Source organism: Ruegeria sp. CDSB114 (assembly GCF_059611025.1).
In genome coordinates this window covers 116,068-135,933 of the sequence record NZ_JBXWOT010000002.1, presented here as the reverse complement: position 1 = coordinate 135,933, position 19,866 = coordinate 116,068, and the positions used below count along the sequence as shown (strand labels likewise).

General features: G+C 57.8%; 23 protein-coding genes. 13 read left to right on the top strand and 10 right to left on the bottom strand.

All coding sequences use genetic code 11. The annotated features are described in order from the left end of the window. The first annotated feature begins 93 nt into the window (after positions 1 to 93). Positions 94 to 828 carry a zinc-ribbon domain-containing protein gene (locus AC2FIP_RS08185; RefSeq protein ID WP_496785898.1) on the top strand — a complete coding sequence of 245 codons (735 nt, stop codon included), beginning with the start codon at positions 94 to 96 and terminating at the stop codon, positions 826 to 828. Here AC2FIP_RS08185 and AC2FIP_RS08180 read toward each other — a convergent pair whose 3' ends face one another. From AC2FIP_RS08180 to argH, 5 genes are all read right to left on the bottom strand, one after another. After that, positions 829 to 3,366, bottom strand: coding sequence for a TIGR02302 family protein (locus AC2FIP_RS08180; protein WP_496785897.1), 2,538 nt, complete (start codon positions 3,364 to 3,366; stop codon positions 829 to 831). A gap of 37 nt (positions 3,367 to 3,403) precedes the next feature. After that, entirely contained in the window at positions 3,404 to 4,669 is a 1,266-nt protein-coding gene (lysA, locus tag AC2FIP_RS08175) for a diaminopimelate decarboxylase (protein WP_496785896.1), read from the bottom strand. Between the two features lie 65 nt (positions 4,670 to 4,734). Then, positions 4,735 to 4,890 carry a hypothetical protein gene (locus AC2FIP_RS08170; protein WP_185956656.1) on the bottom strand — a complete coding sequence of 52 codons (156 nt, stop codon included), beginning with the start codon at positions 4,888 to 4,890 and terminating at the stop codon, positions 4,735 to 4,737. Positions 4,891 to 4,972: 82 nt separating this feature from the next. Continuing rightward, positions 4,973 to 5,155, bottom strand: a complete 183-nt coding sequence (locus AC2FIP_RS08165) for an argininosuccinate lyase (protein WP_142635440.1) — start codon at positions 5,153 to 5,155, stop codon at positions 4,973 to 4,975. Beyond that, a complete protein-coding gene (gene argH, locus AC2FIP_RS08160; RefSeq protein WP_496785895.1) occupies positions 5,155 to 6,543 on the bottom strand; it encodes an argininosuccinate lyase in 1,389 nt (462 codons plus the stop codon). The genes AC2FIP_RS08165 and argH overlap by 1 nt, the downstream gene beginning before the upstream one ends. A 21-nt stretch (positions 6,544 to 6,564) precedes the next feature. On the opposite strand from argH, the gene AC2FIP_RS08155 reads away from it, so the two are divergent. The 11 genes from AC2FIP_RS08155 (at position 6,565) to yddG (ending at position 14,928) form a co-directional block, all read left to right on the top strand. Then, positions 6,565 to 7,131 (top strand): TlpA disulfide reductase family protein, encoded by a 567-nt coding sequence (locus AC2FIP_RS08155; protein WP_271948463.1) that lies wholly within the window; start codon positions 6,565 to 6,567, stop codon positions 7,129 to 7,131. A gap of 66 nt (positions 7,132 to 7,197) precedes the next feature. After that, positions 7,198 to 7,563 (top strand): hypothetical protein, encoded by a 366-nt coding sequence (locus AC2FIP_RS08150; protein ID WP_496785893.1) that lies wholly within the window; start codon positions 7,198 to 7,200, stop codon positions 7,561 to 7,563. Positions 7,564 to 7,680: 117 nt separating this feature from the next. Next, positions 7,681 to 8,067 (top strand): hypothetical protein, encoded by a 387-nt coding sequence (locus AC2FIP_RS08145; protein ID WP_271948467.1) that lies wholly within the window; start codon positions 7,681 to 7,683, stop codon positions 8,065 to 8,067. Then, positions 8,064 to 9,035, top strand: a complete 972-nt coding sequence (locus tag AC2FIP_RS08140) for a sterol desaturase family protein (protein WP_271948469.1) — start codon at positions 8,064 to 8,066, stop codon at positions 9,033 to 9,035. The genes AC2FIP_RS08145 and AC2FIP_RS08140 overlap by 4 nt, the downstream gene beginning before the upstream one ends. An 88-nt stretch (positions 9,036 to 9,123) precedes the next feature. Beyond that, positions 9,124 to 9,312, top strand: coding sequence for a hypothetical protein (locus AC2FIP_RS08135; RefSeq protein ID WP_496691815.1), 189 nt, complete (start codon positions 9,124 to 9,126; stop codon positions 9,310 to 9,312). Positions 9,313 to 9,397: 85 nt separating this feature from the next. Next, positions 9,398 to 10,231, top strand: coding sequence for an EAL domain-containing protein (locus tag AC2FIP_RS08130; protein ID WP_271948473.1), 834 nt, complete (start codon positions 9,398 to 9,400; stop codon positions 10,229 to 10,231). 179 nt (positions 10,232 to 10,410) lie between these two features. Next, positions 10,411 to 11,586, top strand: coding sequence for an acetyl-CoA C-acetyltransferase (locus tag AC2FIP_RS08125; RefSeq protein WP_142635424.1), 1,176 nt, complete (start codon positions 10,411 to 10,413; stop codon positions 11,584 to 11,586). Between the two features lie 7 nt (positions 11,587 to 11,593). After that, on the top strand, positions 11,594 to 11,980 hold the full coding sequence (locus AC2FIP_RS08120) for a hypothetical protein (RefSeq protein ID WP_496785892.1): 387 nt from the start codon (positions 11,594 to 11,596) through the stop codon (positions 11,978 to 11,980). A 113-nt stretch (positions 11,981 to 12,093) separates the two neighbouring features. Further along, positions 12,094 to 12,816, top strand: coding sequence for an acetoacetyl-CoA reductase (gene phbB, locus AC2FIP_RS08115; RefSeq protein ID WP_271948478.1), 723 nt, complete (start codon positions 12,094 to 12,096; stop codon positions 12,814 to 12,816). A gap of 301 nt (positions 12,817 to 13,117) precedes the next feature. Then, positions 13,118 to 14,065: a transcriptional regulator GcvA gene (locus AC2FIP_RS08110; RefSeq protein ID WP_496696594.1), complete on the top strand. Its 948-nt coding sequence runs from the start codon at positions 13,118 to 13,120 to the stop codon at positions 14,063 to 14,065. Further along, on the top strand, positions 14,062 to 14,928 hold the full coding sequence (yddG, locus tag AC2FIP_RS08105; protein ID WP_496785891.1) for an aromatic amino acid exporter YddG: 867 nt from the start codon (positions 14,062 to 14,064) through the stop codon (positions 14,926 to 14,928). Before AC2FIP_RS08110 ends, yddG begins: the two co-directional genes overlap by 4 nt. Here the strand turns inward: yddG and AC2FIP_RS08100 are convergent. From AC2FIP_RS08100 to AC2FIP_RS08090, 3 genes are all read right to left on the bottom strand, one after another. After that, positions 14,925 to 15,089 (bottom strand): YdcH family protein, encoded by a 165-nt coding sequence (locus AC2FIP_RS08100; RefSeq protein WP_142635414.1) that lies wholly within the window; start codon positions 15,087 to 15,089, stop codon positions 14,925 to 14,927. The genes yddG and AC2FIP_RS08100 overlap by 4 nt on opposite strands. Positions 15,090 to 15,210: 121 nt before the next feature. Continuing rightward, positions 15,211 to 15,984, bottom strand: a complete 774-nt coding sequence (locus tag AC2FIP_RS08095) for a tRNA1(Val) (adenine(37)-N6)-methyltransferase (RefSeq protein ID WP_496785889.1) — start codon at positions 15,982 to 15,984, stop codon at positions 15,211 to 15,213. Further along, positions 15,981 to 16,196: a putative signal transducing protein gene (locus tag AC2FIP_RS08090; protein WP_142635410.1), complete on the bottom strand. Its 216-nt coding sequence runs from the start codon at positions 16,194 to 16,196 to the stop codon at positions 15,981 to 15,983. Before AC2FIP_RS08090 ends, AC2FIP_RS08095 begins: the two co-directional genes overlap by 4 nt. Before the next feature lie 56 nt (positions 16,197 to 16,252). Here AC2FIP_RS08090 and AC2FIP_RS08085 point away from each other — a divergent pair, with 56 nt between their 5' ends. Beyond that, positions 16,253 to 17,251, top strand: a complete 999-nt coding sequence (locus tag AC2FIP_RS08085) for a polyprenyl synthetase family protein (RefSeq protein ID WP_496785887.1) — start codon at positions 16,253 to 16,255, stop codon at positions 17,249 to 17,251. Here the strand turns inward: AC2FIP_RS08085 and AC2FIP_RS08080 are convergent. After that, the gene (locus tag AC2FIP_RS08080; RefSeq protein ID WP_496785885.1) at positions 17,244 to 18,065 is read right to left on the bottom strand and encodes a 4-(cytidine 5'-diphospho)-2-C-methyl-D-erythritol kinase; all 822 of its coding nucleotides are present in this window, start codon (positions 18,063 to 18,065) and stop codon (positions 17,244 to 17,246) included. The genes AC2FIP_RS08085 and AC2FIP_RS08080 overlap by 8 nt on opposite strands. Continuing rightward, positions 18,055 to 19,863 (bottom strand): tetratricopeptide repeat protein, encoded by a 1,809-nt coding sequence (locus tag AC2FIP_RS08075; RefSeq protein ID WP_496696595.1) that lies wholly within the window; start codon positions 19,861 to 19,863, stop codon positions 18,055 to 18,057. The genes AC2FIP_RS08080 and AC2FIP_RS08075 overlap by 11 nt, the downstream gene beginning before the upstream one ends. Positions 19,864 to 19,866: the final 3 nt, after the last annotated feature.

The following is a 19,866-nucleotide window of genomic DNA, read 5'->3' as shown; positions in this document are numbered from 1 at the left end:
CGCGAAACCGAAAACGCGCTTTGCTGTTTGGTTCTAACGGAATATCATTCTTAAAAAAACTATTATCAGGCCAACCCCCGGCCCGGAGGCAGCATGCGTCTTACTTGTCCCAACTGCAGTGCCCAATACGAGGTGCCAGACGAGGTCATTCCAGAGGAAGGCCGCGATGTTCAGTGTTCGAATTGCGAGAAAACGTGGTTCCAGGCCAAACATCCGGCGGATCCAGCCGTTGAGCAACCTTCAGATGAAACGTCTGCCGAGGATAAGGCTGTTCCACCGGCGGAGTCAGAAACCGCCGACCAGACCGAGCCCGAGCCCGAAGCCCTACCAAAGGATGGTGCGCCGGTCAGCAATGTGGATCCTTCGGTCGCCGATATTCTGAAGGAAGAAGCCGCACGCGAAGCCGAATTGCGGGCCCAGGAAGGCAGCAATCTTGAAAGCCAGCCTGATCTTGCCCTTGATCCACCTTCCGAGCCGGAACCAGACCCCGAACAGGCGGTCAAGGAACTGACAGCTACAGAAACCGCTAAAGATTCCGGGCAAGGTGACGCCCTGCCCGATGTCGAAACGATCAATTCCGGATTCCGCGGCGACGCCTCTGCAGATGCGCCTGAGGCATCAGCGCCTGCGCCCCCCAAATCCGGCGGCTTTCTGCGTGGGTTCGCTCTGATCTTGATACTTGGTGTGATCCTGTTCCTGATCTACGGCAATGCTCCGCAAATCAGTGAGGCTGTTCCTCAGGCGGATGCAGTTCTCAAACCTTATGTGTCTTTGGTGGATCAAGCCCGGCTTTGGCTGGATACCCAGGCTGGCGCTTCTCAGAACTGATCAGAACCGTTCAAGCAGGCGCTTGAGATATTCCAATTCAATCTCGGGGCGTTCGGATTCACCGGTCCGGCGGCGAATTTCGTCCAGCAACTCGCGCGCACGGCGATAAACGTCCTCACCCTGCAGCAGGCTCTCATCGGTTGACATCGACCCGTTTGCCCCAGGGTTGCGGCCCAGTGGATCGCGGTTGTTGGCCTGCATGTCGCCTTCCTGGCTGCCTTGACCTGGTTGATTCTGCTGGTTCTGGGCCAAGGCCTCACCTAACGAGCGCATCCCTTCCCGCAGCGCATCCATCGCTTCGGACTGGTTGTCGATAGCATCGGCCAGCTCGTCATTCCGCAGAGCCTGCTCAGCCTCATCCATGGCGCGGCCAGCGCGCCCAAGCGCATCACGGGCGGCTTCGCCTTCCGGAGTACCGGCACCGGGCAGGTTTTGTTGCTGGCGGCCCAGCTCATCGCGCAGGGCCTGTTGACGATCGGCCAGCGAACCCTGACCCTGCTGACCTTCATCAGCCTGGTCCGAACCCTGCCCCTGTCCGCCCTGGCCTTCGTGGCTCTGACCACGGCCCTGACCGCCATTGCGGCCCTGATTGCCCTGGTTTTCACCAGTCTGCGCACCGGGATTGAACTGCTCTTGCAGATCGCGGAAAGCCTGATCGCTCAGCCCCTGTTGATCGCGCAATGTCTCTGCCAAACCCTCCATCGCCTGTTGGCCTTCGGATTGCTGACCTTGACCCTGACCTTGCGTGACGCGCATGTTCTCCATCATCTGCTGGAATTCCTCCAGCGCCTGCTGCGCCTCGGCCATACGGCCCTGCTCCATCAGATCCTGAATTCGATCCATCATCCGTTGCAGATCATCCTGCGTCATTTGCAAGGATTCACCGTCTTGCCCCTGCTGACCTTCTTCGCCGTTCTGCTCTGCCAACCGCTGTAACTGTTGCAGATAGTCCTGGGTGGCCTCGCGCAGCTCTTGCATCAGCTCAGCGATCTCTTCGTCGCTTGCCCCGTTCTGCATCGCCTCCGTCAGGCGCTCCTGCGCCCGGCGCATCCGCTCAAGAGCGTCGGCAAGCGTACCGTCCTCGATCAATACGGCCAGCTTCCATAGTGAGGCCGCGATTTCTTCCTGCTGCGTCGGCTTCAACCCGTATTCGGTAAATGTCTCAAGCCGCCGAAGTGTCACCCGCAGGCGTAAATAGGCCGTATCCGAGCGGAACAGGTCCTCGGGCAGATACGATACCGCCCGCAGAATCTGAGATACCCGTTTCGCGTTGTCCCGTGACCACAGCAGATCGCGCCGCTGTTCAACGATCGCAGCCGCCAGCGGATCAAAGAACCGACGCGCCGGAAGTGCTGTTGTATAGGGTTCAGACTGCCCTTGCTGATCGGCAGCATCACGCGCCATCAAAGTGATCTTTACTGGCAGATGCGCCCAGGGATGTTGTGAGAAATCCTCGATCAGATTCTCGGTGAAATCGGCCCGGTCGCCTGTAATGGGCATCGGTAACTCAACCTCGATCACCTCACGCGGTTCTGGAATCGCCATCAGACCATAGCGGCGATCAATTGCATCCAGATCCAGTTCGATCAGGGCAGAGCCTGCTATCACACCGTAATCATCTTTGGCCGCAAAGGGCAGTTTCATCTGGCCGCCTGCTTCGGATTTGGCAACGTCCGACACGGTGATCTGTGGAGACGTATCTGCGATCACTTCCAACGCCCAATCGCGTCCGGAAGGCCCGTCTATCGTCATTCGGCCCGAACGTTCGACGACAAATTCCTGTTCAGGGTCGGTGACCGCTTCCGTGCCCAGCGGTGTCGAGGTTTCGGTCAAGCTGTGCGCACCGACCTCGCCGTAGAATCGCAATGTGATGCGGCTGCCTTGCGGGACCGAAAGTGTCGGGTCGGATTGATCCGCCAGATAGAGCGTTGGCAAGCCGGTATAGCGTGGCGGCTCGACCCAGCCTTCCCAACTTGGTCCCTGCCCGGCAACAGCTGCACCCGGTGTCATCTCTGTCACGGATCCTATGCGCCAAAATGAGCCGAAAAGCACGGCAATCACCAGCGCCAGCAAAGCTATGAACCGCAGAGCATAGGGGTCGCGGTCGGCCAGTCGGAGATCGGGCTTTACCGGCGCAGCCTGTGCGGCACGTTCCGCCATACGCGCCTGATGAGCCCGCCACAGGGCCACAGAATCAGCATCCATCGCGCCGATGGCCTGTTCATCCATCAGAGCCTGGATAGGACGCCCTGGCAGGGTCTCATCCATCCGGATCAACGCTTCGTTTCGTGTCGGGATACGGAACCGCCGCGCGCCGTGGATCAGTGCAACCAACAGCCCAAACAACGCCGCCGACCCCGCGACCCAAACGGTTTCCACCCCGACATGGTCCTGCAGTCCGAGCATCAGCGCAGCCAACAGCGCCATGGAAATTGAGAAAAACGGCCAGAAAGACCGCCAAACCTGCTCGCTTAGCATCCCCACCTGCGTTAGCAGCAAAGACAATCTGGGGATCGGCAAGGTTTCTCTTGCGGTCAAGTCGGGCCTCCGTTCACCGGCCCGCGCGTCTATTGCGTCAGAGCCACTCGGGTATGGTATCGCGGTTTATGATTTCGTCAAAGCTCGGACGTTCACGAATTACGGCAAATTGATCTCCGTGCACCAGAACTTCGGGTATCAGGGGCCGTGTGTTGTATTCGCTGGACATGACCGCGCCATAGGCCCCTGCGCTGCGAAAGGCGACCAGATCACCGGCACCCAGTGGCGGCATCTGCCGTTGCTTGGCAAATGTATCGCCGCTTTCGCAAACCGGACCGACGATATCATAGGGTTGCTGTTCCGTGCCCGGCACGGGTTCGATCACCGGTACGATATCGTGATAGGCTTCGTACATGGCCGGGCGGATCAGGTCGTTCATGGCACCGTCGAGGATCAGGAAATCCCGGCCCTCGCCGGATTTCACATAAATCACTTTGCTGACCATCAAACCAGCATTACCGGCAATCAGGCGGCCCGGCTCTATTTCGATTTCGCATCCCAGATGACCCAGAGTGTCTTTGATCAGCGCACCGTATTCCAAAGGCAGCGGCGGCGCGTCGTTCGAACGCGCATAAGGAATGCCCAACCCCCCACCCAGATCAAGGCGGCGAATATTGTGACCCTCATTGCGCAGCGTCTCAGTCAGCTCAGCAACCTTTTGATAGGCCAATGCAAAAGGCTCCAGCTCGGTCAGTTGCGAGCCGATATGGACGTCGATGCCAATGACCTCCAGCCCGGGCAGGCTGGCAGCGTGGGCATAGACTTCTGACGCACGGGCGATCGGAATGCCGAATTTATTCTCGGATTTTCCGGTGGCGATTTTGGCATGGGTCTTGGCGTCCACATCCGGATTTACCCTAACGGTGATCGGAGCAACGACGCCCAAATCAAGCGCTACGGCGTTGATCACCTCCATCTCGGGTTCGGATTCCACGTTGAACTGACGAATGCCACCGGTCAGAGCGGTGCGAATTTCTTCGGCTGTTTTGCCAACGCCCGAAAACACGATCTTATCGCCGGGCACTCCGGCAGCTTTGGCCCGCAAGTATTCCCCACCCGAAACAACGTCCATCCCCGCGCCTGCCTCGGCCAGCGTCTTCAGGATCGCCTGATTGCTGGCGGCCTTCATCGCATAACATACGAGGTGGTCGGTCCCGTCCAACGCCTCATCGAACAGCTGGAAATGACGCAGCAGCGTCGCCGTCGAATAGACGTAAAAGGGTGTCCCAACCGCAGTTGCGATTTCGGAGATCGGGACATCCTCGGCGTAAAGCGCGCCGTCGCGGTAAAGAAAGTGATCCATAAAGACGCGCTTAGACCAAAATGCCCCGGCGGATCAATGGATTCTACGCAAACAGGGGTGTCGCGTCATTCAATATGCGAAACGCCGACCCGCCCATAACCGGATATCGAAATTCCAGATCCGCCGGATTGGGGTTCGGGATCGGGTCGCGGTTTATAGGATGGGTCGCAAGCCGCAAGAATGGCGAGGCCAAAGAACAGGCCTAAAATCTTCATATTCATTTCTTTTTCCAAGGTTTACGGCCGAGCGCCATTGATCGGTCTGAAATGGGAACTGAGTGCTGAAACTGCAACTCGGGAAACACTACCGCCCGAGAAAAACGCTCAGGGGGCCGCGTTGCAGGCCAACGCCGCCCCCGACATAGGCGCCGCTGGTGCCGACGCCGATATTGGCGCTCATCGTTGGTTGGATCGGTTCGCCATCCGCACCGCATCCGGCCAAGGTTACCCCTGCCAGCATCAACAGAGCCGCAGTCAGAATTCGCATTACACCAACGCCTTCCATCGCTTGACCTGAGCCCGCACCTGATCCGGTGCCGTGCCGCCGTAAGACTGGCGCGAGTTTACCGAATTTTGCACCGTAAGGACAGAAAAGACGTCATCGGTGATCTCCGCATGCACTGTTTGGATATCCGCAAGCGTCAGGTCCGGCAGATCGCAGCCCTTGCTCTCGGCCATCGCAACCAGCGATCCGGTGACGTGATGGGCATCGCGGAACGGCAGGCCCAGAACGCGCACCAGCCAGTCGGCCAGATCGGTCGCGGTTGAAAAACCCGACCCCGCAGCAGCCGCCAGACTATCGCGGTTGGCGGTCATGTCCTTGACCATGCCTTCCATTGCAGCCAGCGCCAGCATCCAGTTATCGGCGGCGTCAAAGACCTGTTCCTTGTCTTCCTGCATGTCCTTGGAATAGGCCAGTGGCAGACCCTTCATCACCATCATCAGCGCGGTATTGGCGCCATAGATGCGCCCAACCTTGGCTCGGATCAGTTCTGCCGCATCCGGGTTCTTCTTTTGCGGCATGATAGACGAGCCTGTCGAAAAACGGTCAGACAGGGTGACAAAGCGGAACTGGGCAGAAGACCAGATCACCAGTTCTTCGGCAAAGCGCGACAGGTGCATTGCACAGATCGAAGCAGTTGACAGAAATTCCAGCGCAAAATCGCGGTCACTGACGGCGTCCAGCGAATTGGCAGCGGGACGGTCAAAGCCCAGCGCCTCGGCGGTCATGACCCGATCAATAGGGAACGAGGTTCCAGCCAGCGCGGCAGCCCCCAGTGGGGATTCGTTCATCCGCGCGCGGGCATCGCGGACGCGGGACAGATCACGCCCGAACATTTCGACATAAGCCATCATGTGATGACCCCAGGTCACAGGCTGGGCGGTTTGCAGATGCGTAAAGCCGGGCATAACCCAATCAGCGCCAGCCTCAGCCTGCGCCAAAAGCGCGCGGATCAGGGCCAGCAGGCCGGATTCAGCCGCATCAAACTGATCGCGGACCCAAAGTTTGAAATCGGTCGCCACCTGGTCATTGCGCGACCGGCCTGTGTGCAAACGGCCTGCAGGTTCGCCAATGACCTCTTTCAGCCGTGCCTCGACATTCATGTGGATGTCTTCCAGCGCGGTCGAGAACTGGAACGCCCCGCTCTGAATTTCTGACAATACGGTGAGCAGCCCTTCCCGAATAGCTTCAGCATCACTATCAGTTATAACGCCTGTGGCAGCCAACATGGCGGCATGGGCGCGCGAGCCTGCAATGTCCTGGGCTGCCATCCGCTGATCGAACCCGATCGAGACATTGATTGCCTCCATGATCGCGTCTGGACCGGCGGCAAAGCGGCCGCCCCACATCTGGTTCGAAGATTGATCGGTCATGTAAGAAAACCCGGAGTTGATATGCGCCTATTTCGTCTGATCCCCCTTTATATGGCCCTTGCGCTAGGTGCAAACGCGGCTTTGGCCACAGATGCGGAAACTCTGGGTCCGCTGCGCGAAGGCACCCTGAAGCGGTTGATCCTGCACAAAGAGCCCAAACCGCACACCTTGGTCGAATTTCAGTTGGAAGATGACGGTGGCACCGCAACGCTTGCCGACTATCAGGGCAAATACGTTCTGCTGAACTTTTGGGCCACATGGTGCGCACCGTGCCGCAAGGAAATGCCTCAGATCGCCGAGTTGCAGGCGGAATTCGGGGGTGACAAATTCGAAGTCCTGACATTGGCCACCGGGCGCAACTCACCCGCGGGGATCAAGAAGTTTTTCGAGGAAAACAACATCGAGAACCTGCCGCGCCATCAAGATCCAGGCTCGGCTGTGGCACGTGAGTTCGGTGTCATTGCCCTGCCAATCACGGTCATTCTTGACCCCGATGGCAATGAAGTCGCCCGCCTGATCGGGGATGCCGAGTGGAATTCAGACAGTGCCAAGGCGATTATTGCGGCACTGGTCGCGGAAGAAAGCTAAGGTCGTTTTCCTGAAGTCCTGAATTTATGATAGCCTCCCCGTCGTTGTAGCGAGGAGGCTTTCTTTATGAAGAACGTATTCACTCTGGCCATTGCTGTCTGTCTGGTTTTGGGCTCGGCATTGGTTGCCGAGGCCAAAGACATCAAGAAAGAACAAGATTTTCTGAATGCTGTCACCGGTAAGAAACTGGTGGATGGCGGCACCTGGGTGCTTATTTCACTCGACGGGAAGATTTCCGGGCAAACCAGCGACAAGGTCAAATTCTCGGGCGCGTGGATCTGGAACAAACGTTTTTGGTGCCGAACGCTTGTTGTTGGCGGAAATCAGATCCCGCAGGATTGCCAGAAAGTAACGATAGAAGGGAACCAGGTGACCTTTACCCGCAACAAGGGCAAGGGTGATTCCGGGGGGACCTATACGATTACCAACTGACCTCTTTACAAGGGCGCCGTGATTCCCAACCGGTGCCACAGGTCCAATTCCAGCTTACGCGACGCCACCTTTGACAGCCGCGCATCTGCTTTGCAGTTTGTCGGTCAGGAGGATGTCATGCCGCTGGAGATATTGTTGGTTCTGGTCGTTGGGGGGATCGGCGGAATTACTATTCTGCTGCATCTGACGGGCCGTTCGCGGCAGTTCGCCCTGACGCCTGATCTGGCGCGCGCGCAATGGTCGCGCCATTTCCCAGATGACGTGATCGCAGATGTAACCGTAGCGCATGACCAACGTTCCGCGCTGATCCGAACCACAACCGGTTCGGGCCTTTTGTGGTCGTTCGGCGCGGATACCGTGGCCCGCCACCTGCAGGATTATGACTGGATCGAGCATCCGGACGGATTCGAAGTTCAGTTTCATGATTTCGGAACCCCCTCAACCCGCATCCACCTCGATGACATCGAACGCGCCCACTGGCGACACCTGATGGAGCCCGCATGACCGACCAGATTTCCTTTCCCGATGCCGTGCAATGGGCAGTCCCGTTCTTTATCGCCGCAATTCTGGCCGAGTTCGTCTGGATCGCTTTCAAAGGCCGGGGCGGGCGCTATGAAACGCGGGATGCGGTCACCTCGCTGATCATGGGCGCGGGCAATATTGCCTCGGGGTTTCTGCTCGGTTTCATCGCCTACGGGTTCTTTATGTGGTTGTGGCAGATTACTCCGCTGAACCTGGGCACCTCGATCCCGGTGATTATCCTGTGCTTTTTGCTGGACGATTTGCGTTACTATTGGGTGCATCGGTTCGGGCATCGCATCCGTTGGGTCTGGGCCAGCCATGTGAACCATCATAGCTCTCAGCATTACAACCTGACCACGGCGTTGCGTCAGACCTGGACTTATACATTCACCTTCATGATGGTCGTGCGCGCGCCGCTGATCCTGCTGGGGTTTCATCCGGCAATGGTTCTGTTTGTCGGCGGTCTGAACCTGATCTATCAGTTCTGGATTCACACCGAGGCCATCGGCAAGATGCCCCGCTGGTTCGAGGCGGTTATGAACACCCCCAGCCACCACCGCGCCCATCATGGCCGCAACGCGCGCTATCTGGATTGCAACTATGCCGGCGTGTTCATCATCTGGGACAAGATGTTCGGCACCTTTGTGCCAGAGCAGATCGATGACAAAGTCGACTATGGGTTGGTTCACAATATCGGAACCTTCAACCCGTTGCGCGTCGCCTTTCACGAATGGGTCGGAATCTGGCAGGATGCCACGCAATCGGGGCTAACTTTGCGCCAGCGGTTGGCCTATTGCTTTGCCCCACCCGGTTACAGCCATGACGGCAGCCGGGATAGCTCGGAGCAGATCAAAGCCAAGCATATCTCGCGCAACCCCAGGGATCGAGGGACGCCCGGATTTGAGCATTTTGAGACCGAAACGCACAAATCCGAAGCAAAACAAGCTTGAATCCGCCGGTCACGTGCTGATTTTCTTGAAAATTAGCTCAGCCTGCACATATCCAAACGATGTGCATTACGAGTGACCGGAGATTATCATGACCCGTTGGACAACATTTTCCACAGTTTTAGGACTGATAGGCCTGCTTCTCGCAATGCTGACAGCGCTGGCCGCCGGGACCGCAACGCTGATCGCGTTTGGACTGGCCATGATGGTGCTGGGATTTACGGGCGCAGTTATTGGTGCCGCTAGATCTCTGGGACGTGTTCTGGACGCAGCCCGCTGACATTTTCATTTCCATTAACCGCAGATTCACATCTTTGCCCTGAAATTGGATCCTGACCGACGACGGTAGGGAAGCGATTTCGATCATGCGGGACAGGAAACTGGCAGATTTACCCGAAGGATCAGACAGCCCGTTAAACGCGGCTGTGTTGTCGCGCGACAACTCAACGATCCAGATGGCTACGGATGCTGTCAAACACAAACAGTGCAAACTGGCCTTTCAACCGGTCATGCAGGCTAACGCGCCACATGGTATCGCCTTCTACGAAGGCTTCATCCGGGTGCTGGATGAAACCGGTCGTGTCATCCCGGCACGCGAATTTATGCCTCAGCTTGAAAACACCCCGATTGGCCGCGAATTGGACTGCATCGCGCTTGAAATGGGCCTGCGCACATTGGCGCGCACCCCGGACATCCGCATGTCGATCAATATGTCCGCACGGTCGATCGGATATGGACGTTGGTCGCGTGTTCTTGACCGGTTCATGAAAAAAGATGCCAGTATCGGTGAAAGGCTGATCCTTGAAATATCCGAAAGTTCGGCCATGACCGTGCCGGAACTCGTGGTCGATTTCATGGACCGGTTGCAACCACGTGGCGTTGCATTTGCGCTGGATGATTTTGGTGCCAGCAATTTCTGCTTCCGCCATTTCCGCGAGTTTCTTTTTGATGCCGCCAAGATTGATGGCCAGTTCATCCGCGGCATCAGTGAAAACCCGGATAATCAGGCGCTGGTTCGTGCCCTGATCGCAGTTGCAAGGGAATTTGAGATTCTGGTCACGGCCGAATCGGTCGAAACCAAAGCGGATGCTGAGTTTTTGGTGGCCAATGGTGTCGATTGTCTGCAAGGATTTCTGTTCGGCGCACCTACGGTTTCTGCGCCCTGGAAAACGGAAAACGAACAGAAATCGGCGGGTTAACCCCAAAAAACCAGGGACCTTGGGTCCTGAGACAAGCTGCCCGTTGCTGCAAATGCAGCATTGCGCTATTGCAGTGATACTTGAGCGGGGGATTACGGGGCGCTCTTGTTGCGGGGGGAACCTCTCGACCTGCGCCGTCAGACATTCCGCCGGACCATGTCGGTAAAGGACTGATCATAATGACCAATGTAGTTATCGCATCCGCCGCACGTACAGGCGTCGGCAGCTTTGGTGGTTCGTTTGCGAACACCGCAGCCCATGATTTGGGCACAGCCGTTCTTGAAGCCGTAGTCGAACGCGCCGGAATCGAAAAAGGCGAAGTCAGCGAGACAATTTTGGGTCAGGTTCTGACCGCAGCCCAGGGTCAGAACCCGGCGCGTCAGGCGCATATCAACGCCGGTCTGCCGCAGGAAAGCGCGGCCTGGGGCATCAACCAGGTCTGCGGATCCGGCCTGCGCGCCGTGGCACTGGGCGCACAGCATATCCAACTGGGCGATGCTGATATCGTCGCTGCTGGCGGGCAAGAGAACATGACCCTGTCGCCCCATGCCGCCGCTCTGCGCGCCGGCCAAAAGATGGGCGACATGAAGTATATCGACACAATGATCCGCGATGGACTGTGGGATGCGTTCAACGGGTATCACATGGGTCAAACCGCCGAAAACGTTGCTGAAAAGTGGCAGATCAGCCGCGATATGCAGGATGAATTCGCCGTCGCAAGCCAGAACAAGGCCGAAGCTGCGCAGAAGGCAGGCAAATTCGCCGATGAGATCACCCCCTTTACCATCAAGACCCGCAAGGGTGACATCGTGATGGACAAAGACGAATACATCCGCCACGGCGCAACCATGGAAGCCATGGCCAAACTGCGCCCGGCTTTTGCTAAGGACGGATCGGTCACCGCCGCCAATGCCTCGGGCCTGAACGACGGCGCGGCTGCGACCCTGCTGATGTCGGCGGCAAATGCCGAAAAGCGCGGGATTGAACCTCTGGCGCGGATTGCATCTTATGCTACCGCTGGTCTGGACCCGTCGATTATGGGCGTCGGCCCGATCTATGCCTCGCGCAAGGCGCTGGAAAAGGCGGGCTGGTCGGTTGACGATCTGGATCTGATCGAAGCCAACGAAGCCTTTGCCGCACAAGCTTGTGCCGTGAACAAAGACATGGGCTGGGACCCGTCCATCGTGAACGTCAATGGCGGCGCCATTGCCATCGGTCACCCGATCGGCGCTTCGGGCTGCCGCGTTCTGAACACTCTGTTGTTCGAAATGAAGCGGCGGGACGCGAAAAAAGGTCTGGCGACTCTGTGCATCGGTGGCGGCATGGGCGTTGCCCTATGTGTCGAGCGCGACTGATCTAACAATGCCTTCTCGGCCCACTCTTATTTCGGCCCTTGTGATTTGCTTTGCAGGGGCCGCAGACGCACAGAACCGTCAACCGCTTTCGACCAGCCTGACGGAGTGCAGCGTCATCTTTACAGAGCTGGCCGAGCTGAGAGCACGCCGGAACAACAACCAAACAACCACAGACGCCGCGCTTGCCAGCGCGGCGTTATTCGTTGTGGAAGCTCGTGATCAGGCCGCAAAGGAAGGCATTAAGAACCCCTACAAACACATCCAGTCCGCGCAGGTTCGATTGTCCGAGACATGGCAGGATCGCTTTGGCAAATTGGCTCTGCTGAACGAAAATAATGACTGGATCGACTATTGCCGTGCATTGGGTAAAGATCGTGGCCTCACACTACCCTGAGGCGAAACCAAAAACCTCAGCGCTGCGGCAACTTGCCTGCGCAATATTGTTGCGCTGTTTGGTTCGGAATAGTAACAGCATTACCAAGACGACTTAAATTGGAGGATTCCTAAATGGCACGAACAGCACTCGTCACCGGCGGTTCCCGCGGCATTGGCGCAGCAATTTCCAAGGCGCTTAAGGCCGAAGGGTACAATGTTGCAGCCACCTACGCGGGGAACGACGAAGCCGCCGCGAATTTCACCGACGAGACCGGAATCGCCACCTACAAATGGAACGTTGCGGATTATGACGAATCCAAAGCGGGCATCGAAAAGGTCGAAGCCGAGATTGGCCCGATCGACATCGTTGTTGCCAATGCCGGCATCACCAAGGACGCCCCATTCCACAAAATGACACCCGAGCAGTGGCATCAGGTGATCGACACCAACCTAACCGGCGTATTCAACACCGTTCACCCGGTTTGGCCCGGCATGCGTGAGCGCAAGTTTGGCCGTGTCATCGTCATCAGCTCGATCAACGGTCAAAAGGGTCAGTTCGCTCAGGTGAACTATGCCGCAACCAAGGCGGGTGACCTGGGAATCGTGAAGTCGCTGGCGCAGGAAGGCGCGCGCGCGGGCATCACCGCCAACGCTATCTGCCCCGGCTATATCGCAACCGAAATGGTCATGGCTGTCCCCGAGAAGGTTCGTGATTCCATCATCAGCCAGATTCCAGCGGGCCGACTGGGCGAACCGGAAGAGATCGCACGCTGCGTTGCTTTCTTGGCCTCTGAAGACTCGCAATTCATCAACGGATCGACCATCTCGGCCAATGGTGCTCAGTTCTTCGCCTAAGTTGGCTGTCAAAATGCAAGCGGGCCGGTTCTAAGCAGAACCGGCCCTTCTTTTATCCCGTAAGACCGCGCGCGCTGCGATCAGCGGGAACCGAAAATCCACTTCAACACATTCAGAACCGCTTTGCCCCGCGCCTCATGCGCGCGCAGAATCGCCGATTGTGCAGCTGGATTTGTTGTCATCTCAATCATGGCAGCCTCTCAACTCAAAACAGTTTTACTTGACTTGCAGCCAATATGATCCCTACCTGAAAAAGCTACAAACGAGCTGTTTTGAAGGGTCAGTTAAGAATTTCTATACTATGAGCGATTACCTGCCCCCATTGACCGCTTTGCGCGCCTTTGATGCAGCCGCCCGGCACATGTCTTTCGCCAAGGCCGCAGCAGAGCTGCATGTAACACCCGCGGCGCTGTCGTTTCAGATCAAATCTCTTGAGGAACATCTGGGTCGCCCCCTGTTTCACCGCCTTAATCGAGCGGTGGAGCTAACCGAAGCTGGGCGAAAGCTCGCACCAGGAGCCGCCGAAGGGTTTAGCACTTTGCTAGCTGCATGGAGTGCGACACGCAGACTTCAGGATGAAACCACGCTTACCGTTGCGGCGGGGCCGGCCCTGACAGCGAAATGGCTTGCCCCGAGACTCTATGATTTCGCCAAGGCTTATCCTGAGATTAATCTGCGCATCTCAACATCGCTCCAGATGGTTGATCTGCACCGTAATGAAGCCGACGTCGCGATCCGTTTCGGTTATGGGGAATATGGTGATCTTTATGCTGTTCATGCTCGCAAGGAATGGTTGACCCCTGCAATGACCCCCGCCCTTGCCGAGCAGTTTCCCACTCCTGAGAGCCTTGTCGATGCCCCGCTGGTTATCAATGAATATGACAGTTTTCTTCAACCACCTTGTGATTGGCCCGCTTGGTTCAAAGCTGTCGGAATCAATGGGTTTGAGCCACATGGCATGCAATTTTCGAATGTAGAGCATTCGATCGATGCGGCCTGCGCCGGGATCGGTGTTCTCCTTGGTCGACGACCGCTGCTCATCAAAGATGTGCTTGAGGGCAGGCTTGTAACCCCGTTCAAGATTGCGATCGAAACCGATGCCCGATTTTCGTTTGTTTGCCTGCCCGGTCGGGAAAACCTTGCGCAGATTGCTGCCTTTCGGGACTGGTATTTGGCAGAGATCGAAAGAACCTCAAATATCTGGGGTGAGTTCAAAATTATCCCTGTCAAAGAGGTGACCGTTGAATGAGTAAAATGACCGCGACAGCAATCGGTTTTGTCGCTGTTTTGCTTTGGTCCCTTCTAGCCCTGTTCACCGTCGGTTCAGCACCGGTTCCTGCGCTGTTGCTGAATACGATCTGCTTCTCGATCGGGGGTACGCTGGGGCTGGTCTGGGCCTGGGCCAATGGCGGGCTGGGGCAGTTGCGGTCCGTGCGTTGGACCACCTATCTGTTTGGCACCATCGGGTTGTTTGGCTATCACGCACTCTACTTCTCGGCCCTGCGCATGGCCCCTGCAGCCGAGGCCGGGCTGATTGCCTATCTCTGGCCCCTGTTGATTGTGCTGTTCTCAGGTTTGCTACCGGGCGAGCATCTGCGTGCAGGGCACCTGATCGGAGCCTGCCTGGGCTTTGCTGGGGCCGCTGTGATCATCGCCGGGGGTGGTGGCGCAGGATTTCAGGCCAGCCACCTACCCGGTTACGGGCTGGCGCTGCTGTGTGCTCTGACCTGGTCGGGCTATTCCGTTATGTCCCGTCGTCTTGGGGATACCCCCACAAGCTCTGTCGCTGTGTTCTGCATCTTTACCGCCATCGCCTCGGGTGGTCTGCATCTAGCCATCGAAGAAACCGTTTGGCCGGACACGGCCTTTGGCTGGGCCTCGATCGCGGCACTTGGGCTGGGGCCTGTCGGTCTGGCGTTCTATGTCTGGGATATCGGGGTCAAACAAGGCGACATTCAGATTCTTGGCACCGCCTCTTATGCAGCGCCCCTGTTGTCTACCGTCGTTTTGGTGGTTGCCGGGATCGCAGCCCCATCCTGGGGTCTGGCAATCGCAGCCATCCTGGTCACCGGCGGCGCGGCCATAGCCGCGCGCGCCAGCCTTAAAAGTTAACTGGAAAGTCGCTCTATCTCTTCCTTAAGCCTTAGCTTCTGTTTCTTGAGTTGAGCGATATGGAGATCGTCGATGCCTGGCGCGCGCTGGGCTTGTTCTACTTCGAGACCGAGAGTTTCGTGCTTCTTCTTCAGTTCCGTCAGATGTGCGCTCACGCTCATGGCGATACTCCTTCATTGGTGTCTCTGAATAACGTAGGAAGTTGAGCACATCGTTTCCAGCCTGTCACGCTGCAGACGCACAGATTCTATAATAAATCTGACAAATTCGGCTGGTTGGCGCCTATTGATCCGAAAACCCGTTCAGCGCAGCACCGTCGCGCAAAACGGACGATATCTGAGAGGTATAGCTTTCGCCGTCTTTTTCGTGGCGCACACCCTTGTGCAAAATCAGCGGGGCATGCAGTTGGAACGCTGCCCGACCGCCTTTTCTGGCCCTAAGGATCATCAATTCAGCCTTCCGACCAGCCCGCGCGGCCAGAGGCAGAACCTCGACTGAGCCAAGCCGCCCCGCACAGGCTGACAGCATGTCTGGCAACCGATCGGCCTTTTGGATCATGTGCAGATAGCCCCGCGGTGCAAGGCGCTTTGCCGCACAATCGAACCAATCGCGCAACGGTGTATCCTCGCCCAAGGCAATTCCGCGACCCGAGTCCGCCGCAGGGCTGTGGGCACCGGCCAAGTAATAGGGCGGATTCGCAATCACATGATCGAACTGCTGTTGTTTCAGTTCAGCGGGCAGTTTGCTCAGATCGGCCTGCACCACTGTCAGCGCCTGCGCATTCTGATCCGCGTTGCGGGTGGCCAGATCGGCATAGGGCGATTGCAGCTCAACACCCGTGGCGTTCAATCCCGGCACGCGCGCCATCAGGCACAAGATGGCGGCACCAGCGCCGCATCCCAGCTCAAGCACGGATTGCCCAGCCTTGGCCGGTACCGCTGCCGCCAGCAACACAGGATCGACCCCGGCGCGATAGCCGGACAAGGGCTGCCAAAGCCGAACGCGCCCATTCAGAAAGTCGTTCAAACTTAGCTCTGGGTCAGTGAATTGCGTCATCGGCCCAGCGGGATCTCATTGTCGCGCATCACCCGTTCCGCGCGGGTCAAATCATCGGTCCGCACCATAAGGCGCCGGGGGAAAATACCAATGCCGCCTTCTAGGATGCTCATATTTACGTCCATCTGAAAGCAGTCTATATCCTCGCCCTGAAGTAGGGCGGATGCAAAGGCCAGGATCGTCGGATCAGTGCTGCGCAAAAGTTCTTTCATGGGGATGGATGTAAGGGCAAGGTGAGGCGGAAGTCGAGCCTTGTATCAGGAGTGTGATGAACATCAGCACAGTCTCAAAACCGCATGAGCGGCTGGCCGAGATTCTTTCGGGTGAAATGGACGCGGTCAATGACCTGATACGCACGCGCATGGCCTCAGAACACGCGCCCCGCATTCCCGAAGTCACCGCACATTTGGTCGAAGCGGGTGGCAAGCGCCTGCGTCCGATGCTGACACTGGCCGCGGCGCGGCTGTTCGACTATGCCGGGGACCATCATTTGCGTCTGGCGGCAACGGTTGAGTTCATCCACACCGCGACCCTGTTGCATGACGATGTTGTCGACGAAAGCGCACAAAGGCGCGGACGGCCAACAGCGAATCTGCTTTGGGACAACAAATCCAGCGTTCTGGTTGGGGATTACCTGTTCTCACGCAGCTTCCAGCTAATGGTCGAGACCGGGTCTCTTAGGGTTCTGGACATCCTTGCCAATGCGTCTGCCACAATCGCCGAGGGCGAAGTGCTACAGATGACTGCTGCAACCGATCTGGGCACGGATGAGGCCATCTATCTTCAGGTTGTGCGCGGCAAGACCGCAGCCTTGTTCTCAGCCGCAACCGAGGTGGGCGGGGTCATCGCCCAAGCGTCAGAGGCCCAGGTCAAGGCGCTCTTCGATTATGGCGATGCGCTGGGGATTGCCTTCCAGATCGCTGATGACCTGCTGGATTATCAGGGTGACAGCAAAGCGACCGGCAAGAATGTCGGCGACGACTTCCGCGAGCGTAAGCTGACGCTGCCTGTGATCAAGGCGGTGGCGCAGGCCACCCCCGAAGAACGAGCCTTCTGGCAGCGCACCATAGGCCGGGGCCGTCAAGAGAGCGGTGACCTCGAAACCGCTCTTGGTCTCATGGGTAAATACGGCACGCTTGCGGCGACGCGAAAAGATGCGCTTGGCTGGGCCAACAAGGCTAAGGCGTCGCTAGGCATCCTGCCCGACCATGAGGTCCGCACCCTGCTGAGCGATTTGGCAGACTTCGTTGTCGCGCGCCTTAGTTAAGCTGAACCGCACGGCACCACCAGTCGGGGTGGGCTGCGCCGATCTCATAGGCGGCGAAATGGGCAGCTTTCATGGTCGGATACAGCGCGAAACAGGTCGATCCTGACCCTGACATGCGCGCCAACAGCGCCGCTTTTGTATCGCTCAGCGCGTCCAGCACCTGCGCGACTTCGGGGGCCAGCGATGTGGTTGGACCTTCCAGGTCGTTTCGCTGTTTCCCCAGCCATTCGGCACAATCCTGAGGCCCCTCAAATACCGGGATATCCTCTGCCATGGGCGGGTTTTCCCTGCATTCCAAAGCCGCGAATATCGCAGGCGTTGGAACCTCTACGCCCGGGTTGACCAACAAGGCCGGTAGATGCGGGAGCGTGACTGGGTCCAAACGTTCTCCGATGCCGCGCATACGGTTGGGACTGGCCGACGTGCAAACAGGAACATCCGCCCCTAGGCGCAGCGCAGTTCCCGGCGGAATAGCTCCACCCTCATCTTCTATCATCCGCAAAGTTGCGGCGGCATCGGAAGAACCGCCACCGATCCCGCCCCCATGCGGCAGCACTTTGTTCAGGTCAATATGCCCAGTCCAGCCTGCAGCCTCGGCGGCTTTCCACACCAGATTGCGACTATCGCTTGGCACACCCGCCGCATGTTCGCCGGTGACAGAGATCGACAGCGCCTCACCTGCGGTGAAATGCAGCGTATCGCCCAGATCGGCAAACACCACGAGCGAATCCAACAGGTGATAGCCGTCCACGCGCTGGCCGGTGACGTGCAAGGTAAGGTTGATCTTGGCGGGCGCGAAAGCCTTAGCCTTCATTGGCGACCTTCAGCGGCGCGGCACCTTCTTCGATCAGAACCTCGTCTAGCCCGACCTCGATCTTGCGGCGAATACGCTCGGGGTCGGCCTCACCATCGGCGTCTTCGAGGTCAATGAAAGACAATGCCCGCTTCCACTGGAACTCGGCTTCGCGTGCGCGGCCCACAGCCCAGTAAACGTCACCCAGGTGATCATTCACCACTGGGTCTACCGGCATCAGCTCGACGGCACGCTCCATATGCTCGACCGCCTCTTCATAGCGGCCCAGTCGAAACAGAACCCATCCCAAGCTGTCAACGATATAGCCGCTACCAGGGCGTGCGGCAACGGCGCGTTCGATCATGCCAAGCGCTTCGTCCAGATTTTCGCGCCGTTCTACAAGCGAATAACCCAGATAATTCAGGACCTGCGGTTGGTCGGGGTTAAGTTCTAGCGCACGGCGAAAATCGGCCTCAGCATTGTCCCACTGCTTTAGTCGCTCGTACGAGATACCACGGGCGTAGTGCAGGAACCAGTTGCCGCCACCATCAGCATCAATCAATTCAATCGCTGTGCTATAGGTTTCGACAGCCGCAGCATAGTTTTCTTCACGTCTTTGCAAATCAGCCAGCGCCACGTGAACACTTGGCAGATCCGGTCTCTGCGTCGCAAGGGTCTGCAAGACTTCTTCCGCCGCATCGGTTTTGCCTGCCGTGACAAGCACCTCGGCCCGGCCCAGTTCAGCAGCGTGATAGTCACTGCTGCTCGCGGGCACTTTGCGATAGGCTTCGACGGCAAGATCGTATTGCTCCAACTCGTCCAAAAGTTCGGCACTCAACAAGATTGCGTCCACGTGATCCGGGCGCAGAAAGGCTGCGACCTGCGCATAAAGCAGGACGTAATTCTCAGCCGCCTCACTGCTGAGCGCGGCTCCCACGGAAAAGAACACTTCTGCGATACCGTCCTGCGATGTGCGGACATGAGTAAAGGGCAGCGTTTCGCCAGCGCTCAGACGCGATTCGTACCCTTCAATCGAGGGATCAGAGCCCGACTCGAACACGTCATCCAGAAACTGCAGCGCATCCTCATTGCGGTCCAGCTGCGACAGAACCTCGGTCCGTGCCAGCGCTGCGCGGCGGGTAAATCGCGCCACAACACCATTATCGGCCGCAAAGACTGCCTCGGCACCTTCAAAGTCTCCGACCGAGGCCAGTGCCAAAGCTTTGTGGTAAAGCGCGAACTCGCGCAGACCTTCCTGCGCTGCAACTTGGTCAAACTGCTCCAGCGCGCTGGTCATCGCACCCTGGCCCATATGGGCCCAGCCCAATATTAACCCGTCAACCAGCGGCCCGACGCCTTGCGTTTCGGGGTCGCGGGCAAGCAGTTCATCCAGCTTGCCTTCAGCCACCAGATTAGCGGCAATCGCCATTTTCGCGGGCTGGTTGGGCAGGCCTAACTCTTCGATGGTTTGGGCAATCGGCAAAGCGCGCTTAACCTCACCCAGCGACAAGCGCGCAACGACGACATTCTCCAGCAACCGGTCGTTTTGAGGATCTGCGCGCAATGCTTGCGCAAAATATTTCTCAGCCGCCGTATAGTCGTCCTGAAAAATCGCCTGACGCCCGGCAAGATACGCACCGAACCCAGTGTCGGCATAAGCCGGAATGGCGAATGACGTGGTAAACAGCACAGCCAGCGCTGTGCGACGAATGAGAAAAGTCACCAAATTCCTGCCTTGCGATTGTCGGTTGCGCAATAAGCTAGGGCTTTGACCAGAAAGAGGCAATGGCAGAGCCTTCACGACGCCGCCATTGCCCATTTT